A 13,841-nucleotide genomic window follows, 5' to 3' on the forward strand; every position below is an offset into this window, starting at 1 on the left:
TTCAACTCGCCTGACTCTGTGAAAATGGAAAAAACCCGTGGTGGCAACCGTCCCCGGTTGCCCGCCAACGATTCACTGTTCACTTTTCAACTCGCCTGACTCTGAGAAAACCCGATCGCATCCGGCAAAGCTTTCAAGTCGAAAAAGGTTTCAAAAATTCGCTTTCCGACCAAATTGATGCGGTTTTGCAAATTGTCGAGAAACTCGTGCAATCCCCGCTTCATGATATCGTCAACCATCAGATAATCCAAATCCGATCGCAGCCGCCCCAACTCCAGATCGACGGGATTTTGCCAGGTTCCCGGCGTGCTCCCCGTGATGTGTTGGAGCGATCGCTCCGCCTGCAAAAAACAATATTGCATTGCCCGGGGAAACTCCCGGTCCAAAATCAAAAATTCGATCACGCCGAAGGGGGTAATTCGGTGCTGGCTGCGCTTGCGATACATCTCGTAGGCGCTCGCCGACTTCAACAGAGCGATCCACTGCACCTCATCCAAGGTCGTCCCCACATCCTGCACCGAGGGCAGCAAAATAAAATATTTCACATCCAGAATTCGAGAGGTTTTATCCGCCCTCTCCAACAGCCGCCCCATGCGTCCGAAATGCCACCCCTCATTGTGAGTCATGGTCGCATCCATGATCCCGGCGAACAAGTGACCTTGCAGCTTCACCTGATTGAAAAATTCGGGCAGGTAATAGGGCTGTTCTCCCATCGCCGCCTCCCGCACCATCATGTAAAACTCGTTCACCTGTTCCCACATTTCCGAGGAGATAATTTCCCGCACCGATCGCGCATTTTCCCGCGCCAACCGCAGACAAGATAAAATCGAGTTGGAATAGTCGTTGTCGAAGGTGAGGAACCGGATTACATTCTCGGCCGTCGCCTCCCCGTACTTTTGTTCAAACAGTTCCAAATCTCCCGTGGTCAGCACCAAAGGCCGCCACTGTTGCTGCATTCCCGACGGGGCATCCAACAGCAAATTTTGGTTGACATCGACAAATCGGGCGATATTTTCGGCTCGTTCCACATAGCGGTTGAGCCAATAGATCGAATCGGCGACACGACTCAGCATAATTTTTACTCGAAATTAAACGTCAATTTTTACTGAAAAAAATGGGGAAATTGCCATTGTTAGATACAGTCAAACGAAGCCAAATTTACCCAGCGTTAATTGCACAAAACCCAGGTATCTTTACTCCCGCCCCCTTGGGAAGAATTCACCACCAAAGATCCCTTTTTCATGGCGACCCGGGTCAACCCGCCCGGGTGGACGTAAACCCCTTGGGAACCGTAGAGGATATAGGGCCGCAAATCGACGTGGCAGCCCTCAAACGTATCGCCGAGAAGGGTCGGAACCCGCGACAGGGATAAAGTGGGTTGGGCGATGTAGTTGCGGGGATTCGCCCGGATGCGTCCGGCAAATTCCTGGCGTTCTTCCGCCGTGGCCTGGGTGCCCACCAGCATCCCGTAGCCCCCCGCCTCGTTGGCGGCTTTGACCACCAATTTGTCCAAGTTGGCGACCACATACTCGAGTTGGTCGGGTTCCCAGCACAGGTAGGTGGGGACGTTGGGCAGCAGTTGGTCTTCGTCCAAATAGTAGCGGATCATTTGCGGGACGTAGGCGTAAATCACCTTGTCGTCCGCGACCCCCGTCCCGAGGGCGTTAGCGAGGGCGACCCGGCCGTTGCGGTAGACATCGGTGATGCCGGGAACCCCCAGGAGGGATTCCGGGTTGAACGTCAGGGGGTCGATGAAGGTATCGTCGATGCGGCGGTAGATGACATCGACCCGCCGCAGGCCCTTGGTGGTCCGCATTTGGACGTAACCATCGACGACGACCAAATCCCGGCCTTCCACCAGTTCCACCCCCATCTGTTGGGCGAGGAAGGAATGTTCAAAGTAGGCGGAATTGTAGATTCCCGGCGTCAGCACCACCACCGTCGGGTTGCCGATGTGGGGGGGGGCGAGGTTGAGGAGGGTGTCCAGGAGGTGGCCCGGGTACTCATCCACGGGTTGGATGCCCAAGGTGGCGAAGATTTGGGGGAAGGTGTTTTTCATCACCCGCCGGTTTTCGAGGACGTAGGAGACGCCGGAGGGGCAGCGCATATTATCTTCGAGGACGTACCACTGCCCATCGCGATCGCGCACCAGGTCGGTTCCGGTAATATGACACCAGATATCGTGGGGGGGCTTGAGCCCGATGCAGGGCTGGAGAAATCCTTTCGAGGAGGCGATCAAATCCATCGGAATCACGCCGTCCCGGACGATCTTCTGTTCCCCGTAAATGTCGGCGATGAACAGGTTGAGGGCGTGAATTCGCTGCTTGAGTCCCTTTTCCAAGTCCGCCCATTCCGAGGCGGAGACGATGCGGGGGATCATGTCGAAGGGCAGAATTCTCTCGGTCCCCTCGTTGTCGCTGTAGACGTTGAACGTCGCGCCCAATTTCATCATGGCGCTTTTCGCGGCCTGCTGTCGCACCCGAATCTCGTCCGGCGACAGGGCGTTGAGTCGGTCGATTAACAGCTTGCCTTCGGGCCGAGGTTGTCCCTTGGCGACGAATAATTCATCGTAGAAGTCACCTGGATCGTAGGAATCAAATAGCACTGGTTCTTGCCCCAACTGCTCTAACTGATCTGAATAATAAGGGGTTGTGTTGTCAGGGAAACTGTAACGGATGATACTGATTTTCAGTCCCCATTTGGGCGCTGTCGGTCTTCTCCGCACCCGCTTTGTACGTCCCGCCGAGTCGGAAGGCCCGGTCGGGCGTCAAGACCCGCCGCAACGCCGTCGATTTGCCATCTGACTAATTGTGTTACAGTCATCATTGAAATCGCGATCGCGATCGCCGATCGCGACACCGGCAAATCTCTGAGTCTTTATATTTTCAAATACATCGATCCGATTGAGGCTGAAAAAATCATTAAGAATTACTCTAGTCTGTTGTCTCGAACGTCAGTTGTCGATATGCAAATCTCCTCCAACGGAAACAATCGTCTCACCTACGACGGCATTTACCCCTGTCCGGTCTGCCGTTGCGGCCAGATTTCCAACCTGACTCTGACCGAAGCTTTCGGCTGCAACGTTTGCCGCCATATTCTCACGATCGAACCGGAACGGCAACGCATCACAATGATCGATCGCGACCCGCCTCTGATCTGGCGGTGGAACGGGACGACCTGGAAAGGCGAACAGATCGGAAATTTGGAGTTGACGTGGGTCTACTGGGTGGCGGCGTTGGTTTTGGTGGTCTTCCCGCCGACCCTGATCGGGGCGTCCGCCGTCATTTTTCCCCCGGCATCGGGCACCGATTGGACGTGGTTTCCCCTGGTGTGGACGGGGGTGGCGTTTTTCTCCCACCTGTTCCTGGTCTTCTGGCTGATCGCGGAAGCCTACCAGTTCCCGTTCTGGCTGTTTCTGAAAACTCGCTGGCGACAGATTAGGACAATTAACAATTAACAATTAATAATTGTTGATTATTCGCCTTTTTTCGTTTTTTTACAATGCGATTTCTTCTCCGTTTTGGGTGAAGTAGACCTGTTGGATTAGCCAGGTGGGGTTTTGGGTGAGGGTTTTTCTCAGACTGCCGAAGAGGGCGAGTTGTTCGCAGGTGGAGAGGGAGGTGAAAACGCGATCGGCGGTGGCGGGCACCCGAAAATCGATGGTGACGGTTTGACGATCGCGATCGCGGATGATGCGGTATCCGAGGGAAAAATCCGCCGACTCGAAATTGTCCATAACCTGTCCGACGGCCGCTTCCAGGGACTCCGAGGCGGGGACGACCGCCTGGGAGGGGACGAGATTTTGACAGGATGGGTCGATTTTGTAGAGGATGATGGGGACGGTTTCCGTGGGTGGCGTGGTGGCTTGTTTGAGGGGGGGCCGCGTGGGCGATCGCTCCGGTTTCAGGGCCGCGGCGGTGGGGGTGGGGGTCGGTTCGGGAAGGGTCGCTCCCCGGTCCTCCCCAGGGGGGATGTCGCAGGCGACCAAACCCAGGACAATCAAACTCGCCACCCAAGGCGTCCAAAAGTGTTGGATACTATTCATGGCTTAAATTTCGCGGGTCGTACAGTTGACTATTCGGCCCTTTGAGGGTTTACTCAGCAATCGACCACCCGGACTTCCGTTTTCCCCCCAACCATGACCACGACTACTTGGAATCGCCGACATATCTTATCCCTGGCCGATTTCACGCCGGACGAATACGATACCGTCCTCCAGACGGCCACCAGCTTTTGGGAGGTGCTCGGACGCCGGACGAAGAAGGTGCCCGCCTTGCAAGGTCAGGTGATCGCCAATTTGTTTTTTGAGCCCTCCACCCGGACCCGCAACAGCTTTGAATTGGCCGCGAAACGGCTTTCGGCGGATACCCTGAATTTCGCCCCCGGAACGTCTTCCCTGACGAAGGGGGAAACTATTTTAGATACGGCGAAAACCTATCTGGCGATGGGGACGGACATGATGGTGATCCGCCACCGGGAAGCGGGGGTCCCATTGGCGATCGCTGCGGAGATGGACCGCCTCGGGACTGCGGTGGCGATTTTGAATGCCGGGGACGGACAACACGAACACCCGTCCCAGGGGTTGTTGGATCTGTTCACCATCTGCCGGATTCTCGACCCGGAAAAGCCCCGGATCGACCTTTTGCGGGGGAAAAAAATCGCGATCGTCGGGGACATCCTCCACTCGCGGGTGGCCCGTTCCAATATCTGGAGTCTGACGGCGACGGACATGGAATTGCATCTGGCCGGACCCCCAACGCTGCTGCCGAAACCGTTTGAAACCCTGGGCCGCGATCGCCCCGGAAAGTTAGTTTTACACTGGAATTTGCAGGAGGCGTTGGCGGACGCGGATTTCGTGATGACCCTGCGGTTGCAAAAGGAACGGATGACGGCCCACCTGCTGCCGAGTCTGCGGGAGTACCATCAGCAGTACGGCATTACGAGCGATCGCCTCAAATCCTGCCGTCCGGGGGTGAAAGTCCTGCATCCGGGTCCGGTCAACCGGGGGGTGGAAATCAGTTCGGAGTTGATGGATAACCCGGATTTCAGCCTGATCTCCCAACAAGTGACCAGCGGGATCGCTGTGCGGATGGCGCTATTATACCTGATCGGCGTGGGGCGGGGGCGGTAATGTTGCCCCTCCCCGACCCGCGACAGGTGGGACGGGCCCGGGAGGCGATCGCCCAATTCGAGCGATCGCGGGTTCCGGGGGTGTGGCCGGGGTTGGATCGCGATCGGATTGTTGCCGGGATGCGATCGCGTCTGGACGATCCGTTTCGCCTCCGCCAGGGGGGACAGCCGTTTTGCGGTCCGGCGGCGATCGTTTTTGAACTGATCCGCCGGGACCCGGTTCGCTACGTTCAAATCTGCCGAAATCTATTTCAAATCGGCGGTTTTCACACCTGGGGCGATCGGTGGATTTCTGCCTCGCCTCGCCTGCGGGAAAGTCGGGGCAATTTCCAAATGCCGGAGGTGGATTGGATGATCCTTTCCACCTTGCGAGAATCGGAAAATATTTTCCTCCCCGTGGAACCCGCATCCCCCGACCTGGTGAGGAATTTGGCAGGAATAACGAAACCTTGGGAAATCGCCGGATGGACTCGGGAAATCTTGGGTTATTCCGATGTCAAGTCAAACAATGCTTATTTGTTCGGCGATATCAATGTGTTGGAAAATACCGCCGCGATTTTGAATGGGGGCGGCGTGGCGATCGCGTTGATTAATTCGGGCGGTTTGTTGGAAGATCAACCCCCTTTGGTTCCCCATCCGAATCATTGGATCGTCGTTTTGGGAGATATTTCGATTTCCGGTTCGGGCGATCGCAATTTGATCCAATTTGAGGTTTACAGTTGGGCGAAAAAAATGCGGGTCGCTGTCGATGGACGGACATTTTCCGCCCATTTCTGGGAGGTGATTACCGGAAAATAGAGCAGTTTTCGAGCCGATGAAACCTGAAAGATCCCCCATTATCCCCCTTGGAAAGGGGGACTTTGATTCCCGAACCGTGATGGACGGACGTTTGCCGCCTATTTCTGGGAGGTGATTGCCGGGGAATATCGTAGTTTTCGAGCCGATGAAACCCGAAAAATCCCCCTAAATCCCCCTTGGAAAGGGGGACTTTGATGCCGGAACCGTGATGGACGGACATTTTTCGCCCGTTTCTGAGCCGATGGAACCTGAAAGATCCCCCATTATCCCCCTTAAAAAGGGGGACTTTGATGCCAGAACCGTACCTTGCAAGGTTGAGAAATGCTATCACCCAATCAATCCTCATTGGGAGATTCTAAAATTTGTTGAACTTCCTCTAAAGGCAAACCCAAAAGTTGGGCGATCGCTTCCGGACTATTTCCCAAGTTAGCCAAACGTCGGACAAAATTTATCGTTGCTTCTTGCACACCTTCTTGCACACCTTCTTGGCGACCGTCGGCGAAGGCTTCTTGATAGAATCGGGTTTGTTTTAAATCGGTGAGTCCTAACATTTGGGCAATCTCCTCGCGACTCAGTTCGGGCAGTTTGTAAACAACAATGGTTTCTATGATGTCAATGATATCGCGTCGAATCGATACTGGGGGGAGGGTTTGTTCGGCCTGTTCGAGTAGCCGTCGGGCCGATGCGATCGCGGCAGATTCGGATTCGACCACTAACTTAATGATACCGACTCCCAGAGCGTTTTCATCCTCCAACTCGTCGAGATAAATGCGGGTGACGGCTTCGGAGTTCAGCAGCAAGTTGAAATGGAGGGACTGTTCCCGTTCGACGCCTCGGTTGGGGTAGATGACGACGACTCGCCAGGGGTGGGGGGGTTGGTACTGTCGCAGGTAGAGGAACAGTTCGGCGAAAATGCGATAGTAGAGGTTGTCGTCGGGTTGAAATTGGACTTCTGCTAGGTAAAAGGGCTGATCGCGATCTTCCGTTGTCGGCAGGAAGAGTCCGTCGAGGCGGAAGGCGAGTTGTTTGACTTCGACGGAGGTGAATTGGTAGCGATCGCTCTCTTCGGCGGGACGGTTCAGCAGTTCAAAGAAGCTGCGGGGGTACTGTTGGAAAATTCGGTAGAAGAGACTATCTGTTTTCACGGCGATCGCCCGACTCTACAATGATTTTAGAATAACTTTTTGGTCGGGTCAATCCCCGGCGATCGCCTGTCTATGGTTGAGAGATATAAAACCACTCCAGACACAGAGGACACGGAGGTAAAAAAACCATCTCGCTCGGATTTAAGGGGTTCTCTCAACACCCCATTTTCAAGAATTCCTCGTAAGCTGAGTTGATTCGCTGCATTTTGGCGATCGCATCCGGGGAAAAATTGCGATCGGGATGGTACAGCCGAGCTAATTTTCGATAGGCGACGCGAACCGTTTCCAAATTTGCGTCCGGGTTCACGTTCAGAATTTGCCACCAATTGCGAGAGGTGAAATTATCCGGATCGAATCGTTCCCAACGCCAAATTTTAACCGTCCCGTCCGGACCGCCACTGGCGAGGTATTTGCGATCGAGACTGAACGCCACCACGCACCCCGATAGAATCTGTTGAAGTTGTCCGGTTTTCGCGTTCCACAGGCGGACGGTTCCGCCCGAATCCGCACTGGCGATCGCCCCTCCGTCGGGACTGAACGCCACCGCAGAAATCCCGGTTTTATGTCCGGTCAGGGTGTGCAAGCAATCGCCCGTTTTGAGACTCCACAATTTTACCATACGATCGGCACTGCCGCTCACCAAAATTCGGTTATCGGGCGAAAATGAAATAGCCGTAACCGAGTCGTTATGTCCGGCAAATATTCGGGGTTTTGCATAATTATTGAGATGCCAAATTCGGATTGTCCGATCTGTACTCCCGCCGGCGATCGCTTCCCCGTCGGAACTCACCGCAACGGACAAAACTCGATCTTCGTGTCCGTTTATAATCCGCTTCCAATTCCCGGTTTTTGCATCCCAGACTCGGACGGTTTTATCGCCACTCCCGCTAATTAGAATAGAGGAATTCGGAACAAAGCACAATTGGGCGATCGCACCCATATTGCGTTCCGGAATATGCCAATCCGAGAGGGTTCGTAAGAATTGCCGATTCCGATAACTCCACAGACTGATTTTTCCGTCGCCATTCCCGCCGGCGATAATTTCCGAATCCGAACTCACCGATAAAGACAGAGTTTCCGAATCATCGAATAAAGTATAATCCCGCTTTCCGGTGATACAATTCCAAAAATTAATCGTGCGATCGCATCCCGCCGTCACCACAGTTTGACTCCCCTCGCCAAACGCGATCGCATTAATTTTCCCCCGATGTGCTTTTATAGTGTGAATCAGGTTCCAACCGGACGGGTTCGGTTCGCCCGTATTTGGATTAAATGCGTTTTTTTCTTCCGTATCAGATGGTGATTTTGTTTGCGATGAGTTCATCCCGATCGCGTCTTTCAACGCTTTCAACTCATCGTCAATTTCACGATCGATAAACTTTTGCTTTAATTTCCGTTCTCGGGCTTCAAGACTTAACTCGGCAACCTCCAACCATCCATCCGTATAATAGAATTGAAACGCCAAATCCTCTTCGATGCGATCCGAAACGCGATCGAAAGCCTGCATTGCCGTCTCTCCCGGAACGCTATCATCAATAATTTTAAAAACCCCGTAAATTCCCAACCCGAAAACGCCGCCCGCCATCGCCATCGAACCCATCCCAACCGCGATCGCACCCCCGCCAATTCCCAATCCCATCGTCCCCACAGCCGAAGAAATCGTCACCCCAGAAACCGCCCCCAAACCGATCGCCCCAAACGCCGCGCGATCGCCCTCCGCAATGCCCCGAAACGCCCCATAAGCCGCCATTCCAGTTATCGCCCCCGCCCCCAAAATCGGCGCCGCCCCAATCCCAATGCCGCCGAAACTTCCCACCAATCCCATACCGCCGACAGCACTCAAAATTCCCGCCCCCGCCGCCGTCCCACCGACAACAAACGTCGTCGCCGTAGTCATATTCTTTGATTGATTCTGAAAACTATTCATAATTTGAGTAATGTAAAGTTCTGGAAATTTGTATCCGGACTATCGGCGGACATAAAACAATCAGAAATGTACGAATTTGTGACCGACGAAGAGGTCGTTCAAAGTCCCCCTTACCAAGGGGAATTTAGGGGGATGTTCCCCACTTGAAACCGACGAAGAGGTCGTTCAAAGTCCCCCTTACCAAGGGAGATTTAGGGAGCTCTTCCCTCTCTGTGTCCTCTGTGTCTCTGTGGTTAATTCACCCTTCCAGCCTATCAACACCCCCCAAAATCCACCAGCGTAATTCCACGGATTTCCCACTAAAAATCCCGAAATCTTACAAATTGTTACAATTCGTGAAAATGCCCAAATATCGTGCTAAACCAAATCTTAGGTATAATAAGCACGCTTTCAATGACCTCAGTACAGCAACCGCCCAAGCATCAGAAAGCCAGAGCCCTGAAACCGGGGAGCCGCCGTCCCGCCAAAGCCCTGTGCAGCGAGTGCGGACTCTGCGACACCTACTACATCCATTATGTCAAGGAAGCCTGTGCCTTTCTTAACGAACAGATCGCCGAGCTCGAAGCCACAGCCCACGGGCGATCGCGGGATCTCGACAGCCCGGACGACTTGTATTTTGGCGTCCACCAGGATATGATGGCGGCGCGGAAGAAACAGCCCATTCCGGGTGCCCAGTGGACCGGCATCGTCAGCACCATCGCCTGCGAAATGCTCACCCAGGGCATCGTCGAAGGGGTCGTCTGCGTCCAAAATACCGAAGAGGACCGCTTCGGACCCAAACCCGTCATCGCCGGGACGCCGGAAGAAGTGCTCGCCGCCCGCGTCAACAAACCCACCCTCTCCCCCAATTTGTCCGTATTGGAAGAGGTAGAGCGATCGGGGATGAAACGCTTGCTCGTCATCGGCGTGGGATGCCAGATCCAGGCGTTGCGAGCCGTCGAAAAAGAAATGGGGTTGGAAAAACTCTACGTCCTCGGAACCCCCTGCGTCGATAACGTCACCCGCGAGGGACTCCAGAAGTTCCTGGAAACCACCAGCCGATCGCCCGAAACCGTCGTCCACTACGAATTCATGCAGGACTTCCGGGTGCACTTCAAACACGAAGACGGTTCCACGGAAACCGTGCCCTTTTTCGGCCTAAAAACCAACAAACTCAAGGATATTTTCGCCCCCTCCTGCCTGAGTTGTTTCGACTATGTAAATTCCCTAGCCGATCTCGTCGTCGGCTACATGGGGGCGCCGTTTGGGTGGCAGTGGATCGTCGTCCGCAACGATCGCGGACAGGAAATGCTCGATCTGGTCAAAGATCAACTCGACACCCAACCCGTCTCCGCCAAAGGCGATCGCCACCAAGCCGTCCAGCAGAGCATCCCCGCCTACGATAAAGGCGTCACCCTGCCGATGTGGGCCGCGAAAATGATGGGGGTGGTCATCGAACGGGTGGGGCCCAAGGGCTTGGAATACGCCCGCTTTTCCATCGACTCCCACTTCACGCGGAATTACCTGTACGTGAAGCGAAACTATCCCGAAAAGTTGGAAGCCCACGTCCCCGAATTTGCCAAACGGATCGTGGAGCAATATCAACTTCCCGAGTAAAAAAATAAAAAAAAGACCCTTGCTGGAGGCCTGACCGGGGCGGGGGAAGATTAGCAGTCAAAAACCTGCTAATTTAAGGTCTAAAATTCCCCGTCTCAGTTCTTTTTTTTTGAGTTGTGGTCGATTCCGAAAATCGGATTCCCAAGGCGTTCTGTCAGGCCAGTCTGTAACTTAGCACCGGGACGATTAAGATCAGCAAAACCGACCAGGGTGCGTAAACCAGGCTGAGAAACAGACAGAATAAGGCGGTCCCTCTGGCTGCAATTTTGACAATCTCTTCCGAAGTATTGATACTCAGGTGGACTGCCAAGCAAGCGATGGAAAAGGCCACTAAAGAAGGTACAATCATTGTACGAACCCCCTCGAACAAGGTGTTACGGTGTGGCGCGTTCCTTCGGGCTGTGTTCCCTACTTCCGTCTTCCTCAGCTCGCCAACGGCGATCGAATGAACATTCAATCAACTTGGCGGGTGGGGGAGATGAACGTTTTCTAGTATTTACCAATTATAGCATCAGATCCGATTTGTCAATAACTTTCTCTTAATTTTTTTGTCATCAAATGATTACCTATACGTAAATTTACGGAGTAATCGAAGACAACTATGTAACATTTTTGTCTTTGCTGTAATTGTAGATTTACGGAACTTTCGCACCGGCGATCGCGGTTCACTTCTGTCCCTCCGTATTTTGACGGATAGACCCCAGGAGCCGACAAATGTGGGAAAGTCCATCTTAGATTCTATAGCAGTCGTCCGGCTCGTTCGGACATCGAACCCCTCTAAAACTCAGACAGTGGGCGTTTTTTTTTCCCGATTGCCTTCCGGAGCTGTTACCTGTTACCTGTTACCTGTTGCCTGTTGCCTGCTATAACTGCAAGGATGCCCAAAGAAAGTGGCAGTGCGATCGCCTTGATCTTTTATAGCAGTAAGCCATCAGGTTTAAGCCGTCAGCCCTTCGACAAGCTCAGGACAGGCTTTTGTCAGATTCCCATGCATCAGGGTTTTGGGAGTTCGGCTCTGTCCGAAGCGACTCTCTGCTATACCCTAGAAAATTGCCCGCAAAAAATCACCCACCCCCGGTCATAACCTTTCGGGGATGGGCGATTCATGCTTCTACCTTCGGGTAGAATGGGGCAGTTTTAGCGCTTCACCAACTTTTTGCTCATCTTGCGGAGGCGGACCGACTCCGGCGTAATCTCCACCAACTCATCCGGGCCGATGTATTCGAGCGCCCGCTCCAAACTCATGTCCGCCGGGGCTTGCAGTTGCACCAACTCATCGCCGGTGGCGGAGCGGTGGTTCGTCAGTTGCTTGGTTTTGCAGACGTTCAACTCCAGATCCTGGGGGCGGTTGTGTTCCCCGACGATCATCCCCCTGTAAACCTTCGTTCCGGGGGTGATGAAGAACACGCCCCGATCTTCGGCGTTCTTGAGGGCGTAGAAGGTGCTGACCCCCTCCTCAAAGGAGATCAAGACGCCGTTGCGGCGGGCTTCAATATCACCACTCATGGGGCGGTATTCCAAAAAGCTGTGGTTCATGATCCCCTCGCCGCGGGTCATCCGCATGAACTCGCCCCGGAAGCCCACCAGACCCCGGGCCGGAACCACGAATTCCAACTGGGCGCGGCCGTTGGTGCCCATCCGCATATCCTGCATTTCCGCCCGCCGCTGGCCCAGGCGCTCCATGCAGCTTCCCACAGCCTCCTCGGGCACATCCAACACCAGATATTCAAAGGGTTCGCAGGGCTGGCCGCTGACTTCCCGGTAAATCACCTGGGGCTGGGACACCTGGAACTCGTAGCCCTCCCGGCGCATATTTTCGATCAAAATCCCCAGGTGCAGTTCGCCCCGGCCCGAAACCATGAACTTGTCCGGGGAGTCCGTCTCTTCCACCCGCAGGGCGACGTTGGTTTCGAGTTCGCGCATCAGGCGATCGCGCACCTGCCGGGAGGTGACGTAAGTACCCTCCTGGCCGGCAAACGGCGAATCGTTCACCGAGAACGTCATCTGCAACGTGGGTTCGTCCACCCGGATCAGCGGCAGGGCTTGGGGTTCGTTGGGACAGGTGATGGTTTCGCCGATGTTGGCATCGCCGAACCCGGCCACGGCCACCAGATTTCCGGCGGTGGATTCTTCGAGGTCCACGCGGCTGAGGCCTTCAAACCCCATTAATTTGGTGACTTTGCCGCGGACGACCTCGCCGTTTTCCTTCACCAGAGCCACCTGCTGTCCGGCGGCGATGGTGCCGTTGTGGATTTTGCCGATCACGATGCGGCCGAGGTATTCGGAGTAGTCCAGGGTCGTGACCTGGAGTTGCAGGGGCTTTTCGGGGTCGCCGACGGGCGGCGGGACGTGTTCGAGGATGTCGTCGAACAGGGGTTTCATGTCCGTCCCCTCCCCGTCGAGTTCCCGCTTGGCGTACCCGGCCAAACCGGAGGCGAACAGGTAGGGGAACTCGCACTGGTCGTCATCGGCGCCGAGTTCGAGGAACAGGTCCAGCACCTTATCGACGGCGCCGTAGGGTTCGGCCCGGGGGCGATCGATTTTGTTGATCACGACGATGGGGCGGAGTCCCTTTTCCAGGGCTTTTTTGAGTACGAAGCGGGTTTGGGGCATCGGGCCTTCGTTGGCATCGACGATCAGCAGGCAGCCATCGACCATGCCGAGGACCCGCTCCACTTCGCCGCCGAAGTCGGCGTGTCCGGGGGTATCGACGATATTAATTAAGGTGTCGCCGTAGCGGACGGCGGTATTTTTGGAGAGGATGGTGATCCCGCGCTCCCGCTCGATATCGTTGGAGTCCATCACGCAGTCCGGGACATCTTCCCCTTCGCGGAAAATCCCGGACTGTTTCAGGAGAGCGTCAACTAATGTTGTTTTGCCATGATCGACGTGGGCGATGATGGCGACGTTGCGAATGGGAAGAGACATACTTAATCGGTCTGAATGACAGAGATTGTTTGGAAATGGAAAAAATTCACATCTCTTAATAATTTTAACCGATCGGGCCGATCGCGTCGGGGAAATTTCTGGGAAAGGGGAGGGAGTGGGGAGTGGGGAGTAGGGAGTAGGAGCGGAGGGAGGGTCGGGGCGGAGGGAGGGTCGGGGCGGAGGGAGGGTCGGGAGCAGGGGGAGCGGAGGGAGGGTCGGGGCGGAGGGAGCGGAGGGAGAGAAACGGGTGGAACATCCGCACCGCTTGGGAATCAATTCCCAAGCTAATAGCTCAAATCATCTAAAGATGATTGGGG

At 54.7% G+C, this 13,841-nt stretch carries 11 protein-coding genes and 1 riboswitch; of the genes, 4 read left to right on the plus strand and 7 right to left on the minus strand.

From position 1 onward, the window contains the following. Nucleotides 1-86: 86 nt before the first annotated feature. A complete protein-coding gene (locus tag LKE08_RS28295; protein ID WP_324707642.1) occupies nt 87-1,073 on the minus strand; it encodes an alpha-E domain-containing protein in 987 nt (328 codons plus the stop codon). 95 nt (nt 1,074-1,168) lie between these two features. Continuing rightward, on the minus strand, nt 1,169-2,605 hold the full coding sequence (locus LKE08_RS28300; protein WP_324707668.1) for a circularly permuted type 2 ATP-grasp protein: 1,437 nt from the start codon (nt 2,603-2,605) through the stop codon (nt 1,169-1,171). Nucleotides 2,606-2,965: 360 nt separating this feature from the next. On the opposite strand from LKE08_RS28300, the gene LKE08_RS28305 reads away from it, so the two are divergent. Then, complete coding sequence (locus LKE08_RS28305) at nt 2,966-3,457, plus strand: hypothetical protein (RefSeq protein ID WP_324707643.1); 492 nt, start codon at nt 2,966-2,968, stop codon at nt 3,455-3,457. Nucleotides 3,458-3,496: 39 nt separating this feature from the next. Here LKE08_RS28305 and LKE08_RS28310 read toward each other — a convergent pair whose 3' ends face one another. Continuing rightward, nucleotides 3,497-4,045 carry a hypothetical protein gene (locus LKE08_RS28310; RefSeq protein WP_324707644.1) on the minus strand — a complete coding sequence of 183 codons (549 nt, stop codon included), beginning with the start codon at nt 4,043-4,045 and terminating at the stop codon, nt 3,497-3,499. A gap of 93 nt (nt 4,046-4,138) precedes the next feature. Here LKE08_RS28310 and LKE08_RS28315 point away from each other — a divergent pair, with 93 nt between their 5' ends. Together LKE08_RS28315 and LKE08_RS28320 are read left to right on the plus strand one after the other, a co-directional pair. Continuing rightward, nucleotides 4,139-5,131: an aspartate carbamoyltransferase catalytic subunit gene (locus LKE08_RS28315; RefSeq protein WP_324707645.1), complete on the plus strand. Its 993-nt coding sequence runs from the start codon at nt 4,139-4,141 to the stop codon at nt 5,129-5,131. After that, nucleotides 5,131-5,928, plus strand: a complete 798-nt coding sequence (locus LKE08_RS28320; RefSeq protein ID WP_324707646.1) for a hypothetical protein — start codon at nt 5,131-5,133, stop codon at nt 5,926-5,928. Before LKE08_RS28315 ends, LKE08_RS28320 begins: the two co-directional genes overlap by 1 nt. Nucleotides 5,929-6,263: 335 nt before the next feature. Here LKE08_RS28320 and LKE08_RS28325 read toward each other — a convergent pair whose 3' ends face one another. Together LKE08_RS28325 and LKE08_RS28330 are read right to left on the minus strand one after the other, a co-directional pair. After that, entirely contained in the window at nt 6,264-7,073 is an 810-nt protein-coding gene (locus tag LKE08_RS28325; RefSeq protein WP_324707647.1) for an Rpn family recombination-promoting nuclease/putative transposase, read from the minus strand. A 154-nt stretch (nt 7,074-7,227) separates the two neighbouring features. Beyond that, nucleotides 7,228-8,970, minus strand: a complete 1,743-nt coding sequence (locus LKE08_RS28330) for a DnaJ domain-containing protein (protein ID WP_324707648.1) — start codon at nt 8,968-8,970, stop codon at nt 7,228-7,230. A 423-nt stretch (nt 8,971-9,393) separates the two neighbouring features. On the opposite strand from LKE08_RS28330, the gene LKE08_RS28335 reads away from it, so the two are divergent. Continuing rightward, nucleotides 9,394-10,596 (plus strand): Coenzyme F420 hydrogenase/dehydrogenase, beta subunit C-terminal domain, encoded by a 1,203-nt coding sequence (locus LKE08_RS28335; RefSeq protein WP_324707649.1) that lies wholly within the window; start codon nt 9,394-9,396, stop codon nt 10,594-10,596. 154 nt (nt 10,597-10,750) lie between these two features. Here LKE08_RS28335 and LKE08_RS28340 read toward each other — a convergent pair whose 3' ends face one another. Further along, the gene (locus tag LKE08_RS28340; RefSeq protein ID WP_324707650.1) at nt 10,751-10,945 is read right to left on the minus strand and encodes a hypothetical protein; all 195 of its coding nucleotides are present in this window, start codon (nt 10,943-10,945) and stop codon (nt 10,751-10,753) included. Nucleotides 10,946-10,979: 34 nt separating this feature from the next. Further along, a riboswitch (Glutamine riboswitch) is annotated at nt 10,980-11,083 on the minus strand. A gap of 650 nt (nt 11,084-11,733) precedes the next feature. Next, the gene (typA, locus tag LKE08_RS28345; RefSeq protein ID WP_324707651.1) at nt 11,734-13,524 is read right to left on the minus strand and encodes a translational GTPase TypA; all 1,791 of its coding nucleotides are present in this window, start codon (nt 13,522-13,524) and stop codon (nt 11,734-11,736) included. Nucleotides 13,525-13,841: the final 317 nt, after the last annotated feature.

Source organism: Lyngbya sp. CCY1209 (genome assembly GCF_035615495.1).
Taxonomy (GTDB): domain Bacteria; phylum Cyanobacteriota; class Cyanobacteriia; order Cyanobacteriales; family Microcoleaceae; genus Limnospira.